Source organism: Microbacterium sp. Yaish 1, assembly GCF_002245215.1.
Lineage (GTDB): Bacteria > Actinomycetota > Actinomycetes > Actinomycetales > Microbacteriaceae > Microbacterium.
Window position 1 is genome coordinate 1234387 of record NZ_NPMR01000002.1, and the last position, 15922, is coordinate 1250308.

Genomic DNA, 15922 nt, shown 5'->3' on the forward strand with positions numbered 1-15922 from the left:
GTCACGCCCCTTCGCGCAGCAGGAATGGGCATAGCCTGCCAACCGAAGCGACGCCCAACACCACGGGCGACCGCGACCCGGTCGGCGATCCCGAGAGTCAGCTCAGGCCGCTGTAGGCGTGCAGACCCTTGAAGAACTGGTTGACGATGATGAAGTTGAACAGCACCGCCGAGAAGCCGACGATCGACAGCCAGGCGCTGCGGTTTCCGCGCCAGCCGCGCGTGGCGCGCGCGTGGATGTATCCGGCGTAGAGCACCCAGATGACGAAGGTCCACACTTCCTTCGTGTCGAAGCCCCAGTAGCGACCCCACGCGTCGTTGGCCCAGATCGAGCCCGCGATGAGGGTGAAGGTCCAGAAGATGAAGCCGATGATCGCGAAGCGGTAGGCGAGCGACTCGAGGGCGTCGGCACTCGGCAGCGTACGCAGGAACCGCGCCCCGTCGCGCCGAGGAGCGGATGCCGCGGATGCCGCGTCCCCCGCGTCTGCGCCTGCGCGAGCCAGGGCGCGTGCCACGCGTCGCGCCTGCATGAGCTGCACGATCGACAGGGCGAACGCGAGCGCGAAGAACGCCGACGCCAGCGAGGCGACGAAGACGTGGATGACGAGCCAGATCGACTTCAGCGGGTCGGCGAGCGGCACCACCGCGACGTAGAAGTTGAGGACCGAGCCGCCGAGCAGCACGACCGCGAGCCCGGTGATGAAGGTGCCGAGGAACCGGAGGTCGTACCGGAAGAGCACGACGAGGTAGACCATCACCACGAGGAGCAGCCCGGTGAGGGCGAACTCGTACATGTTCGACCACGGCACCCGCTCGGCGGCGATGCCGCGCAGCACGGTCGCTCCGAGGTGGAAGAGGAACCCGATCCAGGTCAGGGTCGTGCCCATGCGCGCCCACAGCAGGCGAGGGCGGTCGGCGGGACGGGCGTTGAGCGCGAGCTCGGCCTGCGCCTCCGCGGCGCGGATCTCGCCGATCGTCTGGGCGCCGCCGGCCGCGACCAGGACCGGAGCGGCGGCGGTCGCGGGGACGGAGTCCTTCGTCTTCAGCGCGAGGTCGGAACGACGAGCCAGATCGACCGCGTAGGCGATGAAAGCCAGCGCGTAGACAGCCACGGCTGTCCAGACGAGCAGGACCGAGACGGCATCCAGCGACAGGTCTTCGGGCATGATCCTCAGTTTACGTCGGGCGCTTGCGCGCGGGCGGGGCGGGGACGGCGCGGACGCTCGGCCTCGGGCGGCAGCTCGACCTCGTCGCGCCCGAGGGCGGCGAGGTGACTGCGGGAGATGTCGGCGACCGCCTGCGCGATCGCGGGGTCCTCGCCGCGGGCGAGGCCGGCGTACTCGAGGCGGATCGCGCCGTCGACCGGGGTCGCCTTGACCCACAGGCGCCGCCGCGGCACGAAGAGCCCCGCGAGCAGGCCGAGGGTGGCGAGGATCGCGAAGACGAGCACGAACGGCGCTCCCACATCGCGGTGGATCGAGAGCGAGACGTAGCGCTTGACCGCGGCTTCGGCTCCGGACGCGCGCTGGTCCTCGAACGTCACGGTGCCGCGCCCGCCGGGCAGGTCGACGGTCTGACCGGGTTCGAGCTCGAGGGACGCGACCCCCGAATCGCCACCGGCGATCTGCTCCATGCCGGTCGGGTCGAGGGTGTAGACCGAGCGAGGGGTGCCGTCGTCGATGCCGAGGTCGCCCTCGTAGACGCGGAAGGTCACGAGCGGGTTGGTGAGGTCGCCGTAGGCGGAGGCGATCGCCCCCGTCTCGAGCGTCGCGGCCGTCGGGTAGAAGAAGCCCGCGAATCCGAGCTGCTTCGGCATCCCGTCGGCGATCTTGACGACACCGATCGAGGTCATGTTGTTGTCCTGCGGCAGGAAGGGGACGTCCTCGCTGAACACGACCTCGCCGGCGGCGTCGCGGACGGTGATCGTGGGAGCGTAGCCGTTGCCCATCAGGTAGACGCGGTCACCCTCGATCCCGTAGGGGTGGTTGACCCGCACCTCGCCGTCGCGCGGCTCCTGCCCGGGCTCGGTCACCGTGAGGTGGGCGAGGAAGTCACCGGCCATCCCGTGGCCCGGTCCCCCGCTGAACGGGCCGTACGTCACGTCGAACTTGTCGAGGGTCAGCGAGTAGGGCGGCATCTGGTCGGTGTCGACGAAGCGGCCCGGGTTGAACGAGGTGTAGCCGAGGCCGAGCGAGTTGACGAACGTGTCGCCCTCGACGATGACGGTCTGGCCGGTGTACGTCAGCCCGCCGCCGATGCCGACCGAGATCAGCACACCCACGAGCGCACCGTGGAAGACGAGGTTGCCCGTCTCGCGCAGATAACCGCGCTCGGCAGACACGGATGCCACGGGGCCCGTGTCGTAGCGCTCGACGCGGTAGCCCGACTTGCGCAGCTGTCGCTGGGCCTCGTCGACGGCCGCCGACGCCGCGGCCGCGGCATCCTCGTCCTCGCTCAGAGCGACGCCGACCGTGCGGTGATCGGCCAGCCGGGACAGGCGCACGGGGGTGCGGGGCGGGCGCGACTTCAGCGCCTGCCAGTGGTGCTTCGTGCGGGGGATGACGCATCCGACGAGCGAGACGAACAGCAGGATGTAGATGGCCGAGAACCACACCGAGGTGTAGACGTCGAACAGCTGCAGCGCGTCGAGGATCGGATACAGGTCGGGATTGTCGGTGCGCCACTGCGTCACGCCGTTGGGGTCGGCGCTGCGCTGGGGCACGATCGACCCCGGAATGGCCGCGATCGCGAGCAGGAGCAGCAGCACGAGCGCCGTGCGCATGCTCGTCAGCTGCCGCCAGCCCCACCGCAGCCACCCGACGAGCCCGAGCTGGGGCTGCGTGATCGGGCGGTCGCCGTCCGTCCCGCTGTCGTCGGGGGCGTCGGAGTGGTCGCCCGGTCGCAGCGGCGCCGAGGGATCGGCCTGGTCAGAGGAAGGTCGGGACACCGGCCACCACTCCTTGGAAGACGGACATGATCGTGGTCCAGACGCCGGTGACCATCAGCAGGCCGAGGACGACCAGCAGCGCTCCCCCGGCGATGTTCACGACGCGGATGTGCCGGCGCACGAAGGCGACCGAGCGGGTGGCCCAGCTCGCGCCCAGCGCCAGCAGGACGAAGGGGATGCCGAGCCCCAGGGAGTACGCGACCGCGAGAACCCCCGCACGGGTGGGATCGGCCTGGCTGAGGGCGATCGAGAGGATCGCGGCGAGGGTCGGACCGATGCAGGGAGCCCACCCGATGCCCATCGCGATGCCGAGCAGCGGCGCTCCGGCGAGGCCGAGGTTCTGCCGCAGCTGCGGCCGGTAGATCCGCTGCGCGAAGCCGAACATGCCGACGAACACGAGCCCCAGGACGATCACGATGGCGCCGAGGACGCGCGTGATGGCCTCCTGGTACTCGAAGAAGACGCGGCCGACCGTACCCGCGAAGACCCCCATCGCGAGGAAGACGACGGTGAAGCCCGCGATGAACAGCCCGACGCCGAGCAGCAGGCGACCGCGGCCCGGCGCCGACGTCGGAGAATCCGTCGAAACGCGGACCGACCCGGCGGCATCCTCCGAGGTTCGCGCGATTCTCCGAGTCTCATCGCGGCCGGCCGCCTGCCCGGCGGGCTCGCGCGGGGTGACCGCGCTGCCGAGGAAGCCGAGGTATCCGGGCACGAGGGGCAGCACGCACGGCGAGAGGAACGACACGAGGCCCGCGAGCACGGCGATCGGCACCGCGAGCCACAGGGCTCCGCCGAAGACGATCTCGCCCGGGTTCACGACGATCCCGCGCCGGCGCCCGCCTTCGCGGCGTCCTCGACGAGGGTGCGCAGGATGCCGGCATCCCGCAGCTGCCCGACGATGCGGGCGGCCACCCGGCCCTCGGTGTCGAGCACGAGCGTCGTCGGCGCCGCCTGCACCGACGCGGATGCCGCGAGCGCGAGCTTCAGCTCACCGTCGCCCTGCATGAGGAGCGAGGGATAGCTGATGCCGTAGTTCTGCTCGAAAGCCGACGCCTGCTCGGGTCCGTCGTAGATGTTGATGCCCAGGAACTCCGCGCCGACCTCCTGCGTGTCGGTGTAGACCTCTTCGAGCAGCGGCGCCTCGGCGCGGCACGGTCCGCACTGGGCGTACCAGAAGTTGAGGACGAGCGGCTTTCCGGCGTAGTCCGCGCTCGAGATCGTCGAGCCGTCGACGGCCGTTCCGGTGAACTCGATCGGAGCGCCGCGCTCGGCCTCGGGGATCTCCGTCGTCGTGCCGTCGCCCGAGATGAACCCCTTGTTGTCGCCGTCGCGGTACTGCCCGGCGAGGTCGTCGTTGGGGTTCGAGCAGGCGGCGAGACCCGCCGCGAGCCCGAGGGCGAGGACGGCGGCCACGAGGCGGCGCTTCATCAGACGGCTCCTACATCGACGGCGCCCGCGGTCGACGCGGGCTCGGCGTACGCGACCTCGCGCCACGCAGCGCGCTCTCCCCCGTCACCGAGCTCGAAGCTCGTGACGCTCGAGAGGGCGCACCGGCGCCGACGGGGGTCATGGCGCAGCGGCTCGCCCGCGATCGCGAGGTGGGTGATCCAGATCGGCAGCTGGTGCGAGACGATCACGACGTCGCCCGAATCCGTCGCGTGCCACAGATCCCGCATCGCGGCATCCATGCGCGCGACGATCTCGAGGTAGGGCTCTCCCCAGCTCGGCGTGGCGGGCGTGCGCAGGTGCCACCAGTTCCAGGGATTGACGAGGGCGTTGCGCATGCGCCGCCCCTCGAAGACGTTGTGCGGCTCGATGACGCGCTCGTCGATGACGGGGTCGAGGCCGAAGAGCTCGGTGAACGGCTCCGACGACTCACGCGTGCGCTGCAGTGGCGACGACATCAAGGCGGTGACCGGCCGGTCGAGCGACGAGACGTACTCGGCAGCGGAGCGCGCCATGCGCCGGCCGTCCTCGCTCAGCCCGAAGTGCGGCAGCCGTCCGTAGAGCACGCGCTGGGGGTTGTGGACCTCACCGTGGCGCACGAGATGGAGACGGGCTGCGGGCACGGTCTCCAGTCTACGGCGGCGGCTCCTATGCGGACCCTGAGCGCTCGGGTGCGGTGCCCGGGCCCGAGGCCCGTCCTCGCCGCAGCTCGCGCACACGGGAGACGATGAACCAGACGACGAGCACCGCGACGACGATGATCACGATCAGCTGGAAGATCTCGGCGTACTGCTCGACGATGTGCCAGTTCTCGCCGAGGAGGAAGCCCGCCATCACGAAGATGGAGTTCCAGATGAGGCTGCCCGCCGTCGTGAGCAGCCCGAACTTCCACCAGTGCATCCGTGCGACGCCCGCGGGAATCGAGATGAGGCTCCGGAACAGCGGCACCATCCGGCCGAAGAACACGGCGATCGACCCGTGCTTCTCGAACCAGTGCACCGACCGCACCACGTCGTCGCCGGTCACCAGCGGCATCCGGTCGGCGATCCGGCGCAGACGATCCGCGCCCAGCCACCGGCCGAGGAGATACAGGATGAACGCCCCGGCGACCGATCCGAAGGTGGTCCACAGGATCGCCTCCGCGAGCGTGAACGACCCGCGTGATGCCGCCAGCCCGGCCATCGGAAGCACGACCTCGCTGGGGATCGGCGGGAAGAGGTTGTCCATCCCGACCGCGATCGCGGCGCCGGCCGGCCCGATCGTGTCCATCAGCGAGACGGTCCAGTCGGCGAGCGTCGTCAGCCACGACCCGCCCTCATCGGCGGAGGCGTCCGACGCGTGCGCGTAGGCGGTGCGGGTCATGACGGTCATCGGGTGCCTTCGCGCTCGGTGATCGGATGCCCGGGCGGGCCCCGCGCACAGCCTAGGGCCGCGACGTCGGAGATAGCTGGACGCGTAGACTCTCCCCTCGTGAGTGAACGCGTTCTCGTCCAGCAGCTGCAGGCCCGCCCCGACGGCCCCGTTTCGGTGTCCGGATGGGTCGAGACCGTCCGCGATCAGAAGAAGGTGCAGTTCGTCATCCTCCGCGATGAGACCGGCGCCGTGCAGCTGGTCAACCCCGCCACCCGGCCGGCGGAGGACGGCAGCGAGCAGGATGCCGCGGCCCTCGCCCTCACCGAGCTGATCTCGAACCTCTCGACGGGCACCTTCCTCACCGTCACGGGCGAGCTCAAGCACGACGAGCGCGTCAAGCTCGGCGGCGTCGAGATCAAGGTCGGCGCTCTCGACATCGCGGCCGCCGCCCTCCCCGAGACGCCCATCGCCGCCGACTCCGGTCTCGACAAGCGCATGGACTGGCGCTTCCTCGACCTGCGCCAGCGCCGCAACAACCTGATCTTCCGCGTGCAGACGACGTTCGAGCACGCGATGCGCACGTACTGGATCGAGCGCGACTACATCGAGATCCACTCCCCCAAGCTCATGGCCTCGGCATCCGAATCGGCCGCCGAGCTGTTCGAGGTGCCCTACTTCGAGGACAAGACCGCGTACCTCGCCCAGAGCCCGCAGTTCTTCAAGCAGATGGCGCAGTCCGCGGGCTTCGGCAAGATCTTCGAGATCGGCGACGTCTTCCGCGCCGACCCGTCCTTCACCTCGCGACACGCGACCGAGTTCACCTCGATCGACGCCGAGATCAGCTGGATCGACTCGCACGAGGACGTCGCCGCGATGCAGGAGGAGCTCCTGCAGTTCGCCTTCCAGGCCGTCAAGGACAAGCACGGCGACGAGATCGCGGAGCTGTTCGGCGTCGAGGTGCAGGTTCCGCAGACCCCGTTCCCGCGCATCCCCCTCGCCGAGGCCCGTGAGATCGTCGCGGCACGCGGATACGACATCCCGCGCACCGACGGCGACCTCGACCCCGAGGGCGAGCGCCAGATCTCGGCGCACGTGCTGGAGACGTACGGGCACCAGTTCGTCTTCATCACCGATTACCACCCCGAGATCCGCGCGTTCTACCACATGCGCGACGAGGAGACCGGGCTGACCAAGTCGTACGATCTGCTCTTCAACGGCGTCGAGATCACGACCGGCGCACAGCGCGAGCATCGCGTCGACGTGCTCATCGAGCAGGCCAAGGAGAAGGGGCTCGACCCCGAGCACCTCGACTTCTACCTCGACTTCTTCCGCTACGGCGCCCCGCCGCACGGCGGTTTCGGCATGGGTCTCGCGCGCGTGCTGATGCTGCTGCTCGGCGAATCGTCGATCCGCGAGGTGACCTACCTCTTCCGCGGTCCGACGCGCCTCGCCCCGTAACACATCCCCCCGCGCACCCGGCAAGCGCTCAGCCGGCGTTCGCCGTCGCACGTATCGTGGCTTCTTCCGTGATGGAAGGAGCAGAACATATGTGGGACGGGTGGATGGAGTTCGCCGTCGCTGTGCTGGTGGGCCTCGCGGTCGCGGTCGTGATCGCGGTGGTCGCTCATGTCGCGCTGCGCATCGCCGCGCGACGGCAGCGCTGGCCCGAGGTCCTCAGCCGCCGTTCGCGTGCGTCGTTCCGTTCCCTGCTCGTCGCCATCGTGCTGTGGGCGGCGGTGCAGACGGCGTTCCCCGATGAGCTGTGGCGGTCGGTCCTCGGACAGATCCTGACGATCGTCATCATCGCCGCGAGCGCCTGGCTGCTCGCATCCCTCGTACTCGTCGTCACCGACGTCGCTCTCGGCCGCTACCGCATCGACGTGCCCGACAACCGCGTCGCCCGCCGCATCCGTACGCAGATGCTGATCGTGCGCCGCCTCGCCGTCGCGATCATCATCGTGATCGGCATCGGGGCGGTGCTGCTCACGTTCGACTCCGTCCGCGCGGTGGGCGCGAGCGTCCTGGCCTCGGCCGGTATCGCATCGGTGGTCGCGGGACTCGCCGCCCAGTCCGTGCTCGCGAACGTCTTCGCGGGCCTTCAGATCGTCTTCAGCGATGCTCTCCGCGTCGACGATGTCGTGGTGGCCGACGGCGAGTGGGGCCGCGTCGGCGAGATCACCCTGAGCTACGTCGTCCTCGATCTCTGGGACGACCGGCGCCTCGTCCTGCCGTGCACCTACTTCACCACGACCCCGTTCGAGAACTGGACCCGGCGCGGCTCGGAGCTGCTGGGCGCCGTCGAGATGGACCTCGACTGGAACGTCTCCCCCGCCGCGATGCGAGCCCACCTGCACGACGTGCTCGAGAAGACCGACCTCTGGGATCGCCGGACCTCCGTGCTGCAGGTGACGGATGCCGTCGCCGGCTATGTGCGTGTGCGCATCCTGGTCACCGCGAAGGACGCCCCCACCCTGTTCGACCTCCGCTGCCTCGTGCGCGAGGCGATGGTCACATGGGTGCAGCGCACGATGCCGCAGGCCGTTCCGGTGCAGCGGATCGTCATGTCGGATGCCGCGGCCCCCGGCCACGGCAGCGACCACCACGTCACGCACGACCCCACACCGACCAACGACGGGCTCTTCACCGGCAGTGCCGAGGCCGAGCGCCGGGCGAGCACGTTCACGAACGCGATCCCGGTGGTCATGACGGAGGAGCTCGCCGAGCGCGATCGGCGGGACTGAGAGACCCCCGGGCCGGGCCGGTCGAGGCCGGCGGGTCAGACCTCGAAGTCGACCGAGATCCGACTCGCGACGACGCCGCGGACGAAGGCGGCGACCTCCTGGTGAGCCGGGTGCACCTGGTACGCCTCCAGACCGGCGACGTCGTCGAAGTCGGCGACGAGGGCGACGTCGCCGTTGACATCGGCGTAGGCCGCGTTCGGCCCGATGCTCAGTGAGCGGATCGAGGGGACGACACCGACCAGGCCCTGGATGCGGCGTGCCACCTCGGCGGCCTGCTCGGCTCGGGTGTCGGCGTCTTCGGCGGCGAGCTTCCAGGCGACGACGTGGCGGATGGTCATGCGGACTCCTCGGTCGGGGTCGGGGTTTCGTCGGTCAGCGCGGCGCGCAGCCGGTCGGCGGACACGCGCCAGTGCGCGTGAAGGCGGTCGTCGATCAACACGACGGGGATCTTCTCCCACCACCGCTCGAAGAGCGCCGGGTCGTCGAAGATCGACCTCTCGACGACCTCGACCTCCGCGTCGCCGGGCAGGTCGGCCACGACCGTGTCGACGATCTCTCGGGCGACGTCGCAGAGGTGACAGCCGGGCTTGGAGATGAGCGTCAGCGTGGACATCGGTGGCGCGGCGCTCTCAGCGCTCGAGCTCGAAGCCGCGCGCGGCCCATTCGCCCGTGCCGCCGGTGACGTTCGTCGCGTCGTAGCCGCGCGCCTCGAGGGCGGCGACGACCTGCGCCGATCGTCCGCCGGCCTGGCAGATGACGTCGAAGGCACCGTCGGGCAGCTCGTCGATGCGATCGCCGAGCTGCGACATCGGGATGCTGATCGCACCCGGGACGCGTCCCGCGGCGAACTCGTGATCCTCGCGCACGTCGATGAGGGGGATGTCGCGGCCCGCGCGGAGCTCGTCGATGGTGATGGATTTCATGCTCGTTCCTCCACGTTCAGCCTAGGCCGCGGCGAGGCGGGGCGGCCGCATCCGGAAAGCACGAAGCGCCCCTCGGCCGGAGCCGAACGGGGCGCTCAGTGACGTCGCCGCGACTTACTTCTTGTTGCGGCGCTGGTGGCGAGTCTTGCGAAGCAGCTTGCGGTGCTTCTTCTTCGCCATGCGCTTGCGGCGCTTCTTGATGACAGAACCCACGGAAAACCTCACTATGTCAGGGTCTGGACGCATCTCGTCTGCGTCCGGGAACAGGCACCTCGCGAAAAATGCCTCGGATCAGTCTAGCCGACGTCGGCGATCGGCCGTTGCACGGCGTCGCGCACCGCCGACTCGGGGACGCGATAGCTGCGGCCGAAGCGCACCGCGGGCAGTTCGCCGGAATGCACGAGGCGATACACCGTCATCTTCGACACCCGCATGATCTCGGCCACCTCCGCGACAGTGAGGAAGCGCACATCGGGCAGCTCGGCCATCGTCATCCCTTTCCCCGGATGCGAACACTCTAGGGGTCGCGCGCGACGCGTGTAAACCGAAGTGACGCCTGTTGTCCCGACGGGGCGAGCGTACCTGCGTCAGCGTCCGGACCGTTTGCCGAACACGCTCGTGACGGCGTGCTTCGCGGATGCCGCGGCCCGGCCGACCAGCTCGGCCGCAGCCACGGCCTGCTCGGGAAGGGCGGCGACGGGCTCGGCGTCGTAGGCCTCGGAGGAGAGGAAGGGGACGAGCCAGTCGTCGACGACGTCGAGCGGCTCGGGAGACAGGCTGTAGTAGCGGTGCTGCCCCTCCTCCCGCACGGTGACGAGCTCGGCCCCGCGCAGCACCTTGAGGTGCTTCGAGATCGTCGGCTGGCTCACGCCGAGCTCGCTCACGATCTGCGAGACGCTCGTCCCGGAGGAGCGCGGATCGGAGTCCCGATCGAGCAAGAGCCTCAGGATGTCCCGACGGGTACCGTCGGCGATCACGTCGAAGATGTCCGCCATGCCATCAGGTTAGTCGGCGCGCGCGCCCGAGTACCATGACATCGGCACCGACCTACCGCGGCGCCGGGAGCAACAGCTGCGATCGTGGGGAGGAACACGCATGGCGGACAGGTCCGTCGGCGCGATCGTCCTCAACCGCCTCGGTGGTTTCGGGCGCAGCGCCTGGGATGCCGGTCGCGATCTGGCGACCGCCTCCCCCTCCCGGTTCGCGGTTCTGATCTTCTCGACGCTGATCCTCGTCTTCACGACGCTGTTCTCCCTGCCCGCGGCATCCGCATCGGGCCGTGCCACACCGTTCGCCGACGCGCTGTTCACCGCGGTGTCGACGATCTGCGTCGCCGGGCTCGCGACCGTCGACATGGCCACGCACTGGTCGCCGTTCGGTCACGTCCTCATCTACATCGGCGTCAACGTCGGTGCGCTCGGCGTGCTGACCCTCGCGTCGATCCTGGGACTCGTCATCTCCAAGCGTCTCGGCCTGCGCGCGAAGCTCATCGCCGCCGGCGACAGCAATCCGATGCGCGCACACGGTGGTCCCGTCAACGAAGGTCAGGCCGTCCGCCTCGGCGAGGTCGGCTTGCTGCTGCGCACCGTCGCGCTGTCGACGCTCGTCATCGAGGCGGGCCTGGCGATCCTGCTGTATCCCTCACTGCTGTTCGGCGGCGTCGACCCGCTCACCGCGCTGTGGGAGGCGCCATACTACGCGGCGATGGCCTTCACCAACACCGGCTTCTCGCCGAACGCCGATGGACTGCAGCCGTTCGCCCAGGACTACGTCATGCTCACCGTGCTCATGGCCGGGGTGTTCCTGGGCTCCATCGGCTTCCCGGTGATCTTCACGCTCTGGCGCCACCAGTGGCACGTGCGGGCGTGGTCGCTGCACGCGAAGCTCACGATCATCACGACGGTCATCCTGTTCTTCACGGGCGCCGGCGTCTTCCTGCTCCTCGAGTACGACAATCCCGCGACCTTCGGCTCGATGGAGGCGTGGGACACCACGTTCCAGGCCTTCTTCATCTCGGCGATGACCCGGTCGGGCGGCTTCTCCATCATCGACATCGGCGAGATGCACGGCTCGTCCCTCATCGTCGGATCGATGCTCATGTTCGTCGGCGGCGGCTCGGCCTCGACCGCCGGCGGCATCAAGGTCACGACCCTCGCCGTGCTCGCCCTCGCCGTGTGGTCCGAGGCGAAGGGGCGCCCGTCGGTGCAGGTGTTCCGCCGCCGCATCCCCAGCGACGTCCAGCGCGTCGCCCTCTCGGTCGTCGCGTGGAGCGCCACGATCGTCGCGATCGGCACGGTCACGATCGCGCAGATCACCAAGGCCCCCGTCGACGAGGTGCTGTTCGACGTGATCTCCGGCTTTGCGACCGTCGGGCTGTCGACAGGCTTGACGGCCGAATTGCCCGACCCGGCGGTGTACGTCATGGCCCTCGTCATGTTCATGGGACGCGTTGGTACAGTGACTCTCGCTGCAGCGGTGGCCGCGGCATCCCGTTCGCAGTTGTACGCCCTGCCCGTCGAAAGGCCGATCGTTGGTTGAGCAGATCCGGAGCGACGCTCCCGTCCTGGTCATCGGGCTGGGCCGTTTCGGCGCCGCCTGCGCGGGCGAGCTCGACCGCCTCGACCGCGAAGTGCTCGCGATCGACGACAACCTCGAGCTCGTCCAGAAGTGGTCGGAGCGCGTCACGCACGCGGTGCAGACCGACGCCCGCAACCTCGACGCGCTCAAGCAGATCGGTGCGCAGGACTTCCAGGTCGCCGTCGTCGCCGTCGGCTCGTCGATCGAGGCCTCCGTGCTCATCACCGCGAACCTCGTCGACCTGAAGGTCCCGCAGATCTGGGCGAAGGCGGTCTCGCAGTCGCACGGCAAGATCCTCGCCCGTGTCGGTGCCAATCACGTCGTTTACCCCGAGCGCGAGGCCGGCGAGCGCGTCGCGCACCTCGTGAGCGGGCGCATGCTCGACTTCATCCGTTTCGACGACGACTTCGTGCTCGCGAAGATGTACCCGCCGAAGTTCATCCGCGGCGTCGGCCTCAACGAGTCGGGCGTGCGGACGAAATACCGCGTCACCGTCGTCGGGGTCAAGAGCCCGGGCAAGCCGTTCCGCTACGCCGAGGCGAACACGGTCGTCACCAACCACGACCTCATCATCGTCTCGGGCACCAACTCCGACATCGAGCGTTTCGCCTCCCTCGACCGCTGACCCGGTTTCGCCGCCGCGATGTCGCGGTATGCCGGGGTCAGGCGCCGGCGGCGAGCTCTCGGGCGCGGGCCAGCGCCGCGTCGGTCGCGCGCGCGAAGACGTCGTCGAGGCGGGCCTCCTGCAGCACGGCGATCGCTCGCTCGGTGGTGCCCTTCGGGCTCGTGACGCGCCGGCGCAGCTCCGCCGGGTCCTCCCCCGACGCGTCGAGCAGAGCGGCGGCACCGATGAACGTCTGCTCGGCCATCACCCGCGCCTCGGCCTCGGCGAAGCCCTTGCCGACCGCAGCCCGCGTGAGTTCCTCGATCAGCAGGAAGACGTAGGCGGGACCCGAGCCCGAGATCGTCGACAGGGCGTCGATCTGCCCCTCCGGCACCTCGACGACCACGCCGCACGTCTCGAAGAGCGCGCGCACGGTCGCCCGGTGCGCATCGGATGCCGCGGGGCCGGCAGCCAGCCCCGTGACGGCCTTCCCGACGACGGCGGGGGTGTTGGGCATCGACCGGATGACCGCGACATCCGACCCCAGGATCCCGGCGAAGGTGTCGATCGTGACGCCCGCGGCGAGACTCACCACCACCGCCCCCGGGCGCAGCACCGGCGCGATCTCGCGCAGCAGGTCGGGCACCATCGCGGGCTTGACGCCGATCAGGACCACATCGGCAGCGGCCGCGGCATCCGTGTTGCCCGTGGGAGTGTCGGCGAGCGCGACGCTCGTCACTCCCGGCAGGTCGGCGAGGGCGGCGGCCTTCTCGGCGGTGCGGTTGGTGACGGTCACTCCTCCGGCCGCGGCGCCCGAGGCCACGAGCCCCGACAGCACCGCACCCCCCATCGAACCGGCTCCGAGGATGGCGATCGGGGGCAGGGCGACGAGGTCGGGCATGCGGCCATCTTAAGTCCGGCCGTTTCCCAGCGGAGGGAACGGGCGCGAGGTAGAGTCGAAGCGTCCGCGGGCGCGGAGGCGCTCGCCGCGCAGAGCAGAGCGAAGGATCCCGCCATGCCCCTCTTCGACGGCATCACGCCACGCACCATCGAGACGTCGCGCCTGGCGGTGAACATCCTCGAACGCGCCGCAGACGACCCCGAGACCCCGGCCGACCGCACGCTCGTGCTGCTTCACACGGCTCCCGGGTCGAGCCTGTTCTGGCAGGAGATCATCGAGGACCTGCCGAGCGACGTCCGCCCGATCGCCATCGACCTCCGCGGCTTCGGCGACACCGAACGGCTGCCGGTCGACGCGACGCGCGGCGTCCGCGACTTCTCGGACGACGTGCGGGCGACGCTCGAGGCTCTGGGCCTCGATGCCGTGCACCTCGTGGGCTGGGGCCTGGGCGCCGCGGTCGCGATGCAGTACGCCCTCGATCACCGGGTGCGCTCGCTGAGCCTGCTCTCGCCCGTGTCGCCCTACGGCTTCGGCGGCACGCGGCTCGACGGCACGCGCCTGACCGACGATGACGCCGGATGCGGCGCGGGCGCCGTCAGCCCGACCCTCGTCGACCGCCTCACGGCTCGCGACGCGGGCGACGATGAGGGCACCGCCCGTTCGTTCTTCCGCACGTCGTTCGTCTCGCCCGACTACGAATCCGACAACGAGGACACGTGGGTCGAGGCGATGCTCACGACCTCGACGGCCGAGGGCAACTACCCCGGCGACAGCGTCCCGAGCGAGAACTGGCCCGGCTTCGCCGCGGGCCGGCTCGGCACGCAGAACGCCCTCGCCCCGGGGCACTTCGACGTCTCGTCGATCGTCGACCTCGCGGCAGGCTACGACGCTCCTCCGATCCTGTGGGTGCGCGGCGGCGCCGACGTCATCGTCGCCGACGGCTCGTTCGCCGACAGCGCTCACCTCGGCGAGATCGGCGCGATCCCCGGCTGGCCGGGCGTCGAGGCCGCGCCGGCCCAGCAGATGGTCGCCCAGACCCGCGCCGTCTTCGACCGGTACCGCCAGGCGGGCGGTCAGGTGACCGAGGTGGTCATCGAGGGCGTCGGGCACGCCGTGCACCTCGAACGCCCGGGCAAGGTCCGCACCGCGATCCTGTCGACGATGGGTTACCTCGGTACGCCCCTCTCGCCGGCTCCCCCGACCGAGGCGATCATCCTCAGCTCCTGGGACTGACCGGCCGAGTGCTCACCGCTGCTGCGCGAAGAATGCGCGCAGCAGCGCCGACGACTCCGCGGACCGCACCCCGGCGACGACCTCCGCGCGGACGGGAAGCCGGCGGTCGCGCACGAGGTCGTACTGCGACCCGGCCGCTCCGGCTTTGTCGTCCCACGCGCCGAAGACGAGTCGCGAGACATGCGCCTGCAGCATCGCGCCCGCGCACATGACGCAGGGCTCGAGCGTCACGGTGAGGGTGCACCCGGCCAGGTTCCACGAGCCGGTCCTGGCCGCCGCGGCGCGCAGCGCGACAACCTCGGCATGAGCCGTCGGGTCGCCGGTCGCCTCGCGGAGATTCCTCCCCTCGCCGATCACCGCACCCGCCGCATCCGTCACGACGGCGCCCACGGGGATGTCGCCGGCTGCCGCAGCCGCTTCCGCGAGCTCGAGGGCCCGCGTCATGCTGCGGATGTCGCCAGCGGATGCCGTCAGGGTCACGGCACCAGCGTAGAGCCGAGGAGACGGGGACCGTCCGCGTAGGATCATTCACATGCGTGTTCACGTCGCCGACCACCCCCTCATCACCCACAAGCTCTCGGTCCTGCGCGACAAGAACACCACCTCGCCGGTGTTCCGCCAGCTCACCGAGGAGCTCGTCACCCTGCTCGCGTACGAGGCCACCCGCAACGTCCGCACCGAGCAGGTCGAGATCGAGACGCCCGTGACCCGGACGACGGGCCTCGCGATCGCCAAGCCGCGGCCCCTCGTGGTGCCGATCCTGCGCGCCGGGCTGGGCATGCTCGAGGGCATGACCAAGCTCCTCCCCACCGCCGAGGTGGGCTTCCTGGGGATGGCGCGCAACGAGGTGACGTTCGAGCCGACCACGTACGCCGAGCGCCTGCCCGACGACCTCAGCGACCGCCAGTGCTTCGTGCTCGACCCGATGCTCGCCACGGGCGGGTCGCTCGGCGCCGCGATCGACTTCATCTTCAAGCGCGGCGCGCAGGACGTCACCGCGATCTGCATCCTCGGCGCTCCCGAGGGCCTCGCCGCCATCGAGAAGCAGGTCGGCGACCGCGACGTGACCCTCGTCCTGGGCTCGCTCGACGAGCGTCTCGACGAGCGCGGCTACATCGTGCCCGGTCTCGGCGACGCGGGCGACCGCCTCTACGGAACCGTCGACTGACCCGCGCCCGCACCTCCACCCCACCCC

20 protein-coding genes are annotated in these 15922 nt (G+C 70.1%); 6 read left to right on the top strand and 14 right to left on the bottom strand.

Translation table 11 applies throughout. From position 1 onward, the window contains the following. Nucleotides 1–97: 97 nt before the first annotated feature. The 6 genes from ccsB to CI089_RS15000 are packed head-to-tail and all read right to left on the bottom strand — an operon-like array spanning nucleotide 98 to nucleotide 5766. On the bottom strand, nucleotides 98–1165 hold the full coding sequence (gene ccsB / locus CI089_RS14975; RefSeq protein WP_094262227.1) for a c-type cytochrome biogenesis protein CcsB: 1068 nt from the start codon (nucleotides 1163–1165) through the stop codon (nucleotides 98–100). A gap of 5 nt (nucleotides 1166–1170) precedes the next feature. Then, on the bottom strand, nucleotides 1171–2946 hold the full coding sequence (gene resB, locus CI089_RS14980; RefSeq protein WP_094262228.1) for a cytochrome c biogenesis protein ResB: 1776 nt from the start codon (nucleotides 2944–2946) through the stop codon (nucleotides 1171–1173). Next, nucleotides 2927–3766: a cytochrome c biogenesis CcdA family protein gene (locus tag CI089_RS14985; RefSeq protein ID WP_094262229.1), complete on the bottom strand. Its 840-nt coding sequence runs from the start codon at nucleotides 3764–3766 to the stop codon at nucleotides 2927–2929. The genes resB and CI089_RS14985 overlap by 20 nt, the downstream gene beginning before the upstream one ends. Beyond that, the gene (locus tag CI089_RS14990) at nucleotides 3763–4377 is read right to left on the bottom strand and encodes a TlpA family protein disulfide reductase (RefSeq protein ID WP_094262230.1); all 615 of its coding nucleotides are present in this window, start codon (nucleotides 4375–4377) and stop codon (nucleotides 3763–3765) included. Before CI089_RS14990 ends, CI089_RS14985 begins: the two co-directional genes overlap by 4 nt. Next, nucleotides 4377–5018: a histidine phosphatase family protein gene (locus CI089_RS14995; RefSeq protein ID WP_094262231.1), complete on the bottom strand. Its 642-nt coding sequence runs from the start codon at nucleotides 5016–5018 to the stop codon at nucleotides 4377–4379. The genes CI089_RS14990 and CI089_RS14995 overlap by 1 nt, the downstream gene beginning before the upstream one ends. 25 nt (nucleotides 5019–5043) lie before the next feature. Next, nucleotides 5044–5766, bottom strand: coding sequence for a DedA family protein (locus CI089_RS15000; protein ID WP_094262232.1), 723 nt, complete (start codon nucleotides 5764–5766; stop codon nucleotides 5044–5046). A gap of 99 nt (nucleotides 5767–5865) precedes the next feature. Between CI089_RS15000 and aspS the strand changes: the two genes are divergently transcribed. Together aspS and CI089_RS15010 are read left to right on the top strand one after the other, a co-directional pair. Beyond that, nucleotides 5866–7206 (top strand): aspartate--tRNA(Asn) ligase, encoded by a 1341-nt coding sequence (gene aspS / locus CI089_RS15005; RefSeq protein ID WP_094262233.1) that lies wholly within the window; start codon nucleotides 5866–5868, stop codon nucleotides 7204–7206. An 89-nt stretch (nucleotides 7207–7295) separates the two neighbouring features. Then, nucleotides 7296–8489 (top strand): mechanosensitive ion channel family protein, encoded by a 1194-nt coding sequence (locus CI089_RS15010; protein WP_094262234.1) that lies wholly within the window; start codon nucleotides 7296–7298, stop codon nucleotides 8487–8489. Nucleotides 8490–8524: 35 nt separating this feature from the next. On the opposite strand, the gene CI089_RS15015 is transcribed toward CI089_RS15010, so the two are convergent. The 6 genes from CI089_RS15015 to CI089_RS15040 all read right to left on the bottom strand — a co-directional run bounded on the left by CI089_RS15015 (nucleotide 8525) and on the right by CI089_RS15040 (nucleotide 10407). Continuing rightward, nucleotides 8525–8827 (bottom strand): Dabb family protein, encoded by a 303-nt coding sequence (locus CI089_RS15015; RefSeq protein ID WP_094262235.1) that lies wholly within the window; start codon nucleotides 8825–8827, stop codon nucleotides 8525–8527. Beyond that, the gene (locus CI089_RS15020) at nucleotides 8824–9102 is read right to left on the bottom strand and encodes a glutaredoxin family protein (protein ID WP_094262236.1); all 279 of its coding nucleotides are present in this window, start codon (nucleotides 9100–9102) and stop codon (nucleotides 8824–8826) included. Before CI089_RS15020 ends, CI089_RS15015 begins: the two co-directional genes overlap by 4 nt. A 16-nt stretch (nucleotides 9103–9118) precedes the next feature. Beyond that, nucleotides 9119–9412: a rhodanese-like domain-containing protein gene (locus tag CI089_RS15025; RefSeq protein ID WP_094262237.1), complete on the bottom strand. Its 294-nt coding sequence runs from the start codon at nucleotides 9410–9412 to the stop codon at nucleotides 9119–9121. Nucleotides 9413–9526: 114 nt separating this feature from the next. Further along, on the bottom strand, nucleotides 9527–9625 hold the full coding sequence (locus CI089_RS15030) for a 30S ribosomal protein bS22 (protein ID WP_003792170.1): 99 nt from the start codon (nucleotides 9623–9625) through the stop codon (nucleotides 9527–9529). Between the two features lie 83 nt (nucleotides 9626–9708). Then, nucleotides 9709–9900, bottom strand: a complete 192-nt coding sequence (locus tag CI089_RS15035; protein WP_094262527.1) for a helix-turn-helix domain-containing protein — start codon at nucleotides 9898–9900, stop codon at nucleotides 9709–9711. A gap of 99 nt (nucleotides 9901–9999) precedes the next feature. Further along, nucleotides 10000–10407, bottom strand: coding sequence for an ArsR/SmtB family transcription factor (locus tag CI089_RS15040; RefSeq protein ID WP_023952229.1), 408 nt, complete (start codon nucleotides 10405–10407; stop codon nucleotides 10000–10002). Nucleotides 10408–10507: 100 nt separating this feature from the next. On the opposite strand from CI089_RS15040, the gene CI089_RS15045 reads away from it, so the two are divergent. Both CI089_RS15045 and CI089_RS15050 read left to right on the top strand, forming a co-directional pair. Further along, nucleotides 10508–11950, top strand: coding sequence for a TrkH family potassium uptake protein (locus tag CI089_RS15045; RefSeq protein ID WP_094262238.1), 1443 nt, complete (start codon nucleotides 10508–10510; stop codon nucleotides 11948–11950). After that, nucleotides 11943–12614 (top strand): potassium channel family protein, encoded by a 672-nt coding sequence (locus tag CI089_RS15050; protein ID WP_023952231.1) that lies wholly within the window; start codon nucleotides 11943–11945, stop codon nucleotides 12612–12614. Before CI089_RS15045 ends, CI089_RS15050 begins: the two co-directional genes overlap by 8 nt. 37 nt (nucleotides 12615–12651) lie before the next feature. On the opposite strand, the gene proC is transcribed toward CI089_RS15050, so the two are convergent. Beyond that, nucleotides 12652–13494: a pyrroline-5-carboxylate reductase gene (proC, locus tag CI089_RS15055; protein WP_094262239.1), complete on the bottom strand. Its 843-nt coding sequence runs from the start codon at nucleotides 13492–13494 to the stop codon at nucleotides 12652–12654. Nucleotides 13495–13608: 114 nt separating this feature from the next. On the opposite strand from proC, the gene CI089_RS15060 reads away from it, so the two are divergent. Next, on the top strand, nucleotides 13609–14727 hold the full coding sequence (locus CI089_RS15060) for an alpha/beta hydrolase (protein WP_094262240.1): 1119 nt from the start codon (nucleotides 13609–13611) through the stop codon (nucleotides 14725–14727). Between the two features lie 12 nt (nucleotides 14728–14739). On the opposite strand, the gene CI089_RS15065 is transcribed toward CI089_RS15060, so the two are convergent. Continuing rightward, on the bottom strand, nucleotides 14740–15171 hold the full coding sequence (locus CI089_RS15065; protein ID WP_094262528.1) for a nucleoside deaminase: 432 nt from the start codon (nucleotides 15169–15171) through the stop codon (nucleotides 14740–14742). Between the two features lie 88 nt (nucleotides 15172–15259). On the opposite strand from CI089_RS15065, the gene upp reads away from it, so the two are divergent. Further along, entirely contained in the window at nucleotides 15260–15895 is a 636-nt protein-coding gene (upp, locus tag CI089_RS15070; protein ID WP_023952235.1) for a uracil phosphoribosyltransferase, read from the top strand. Nucleotides 15896–15922: the final 27 nt, after the last annotated feature.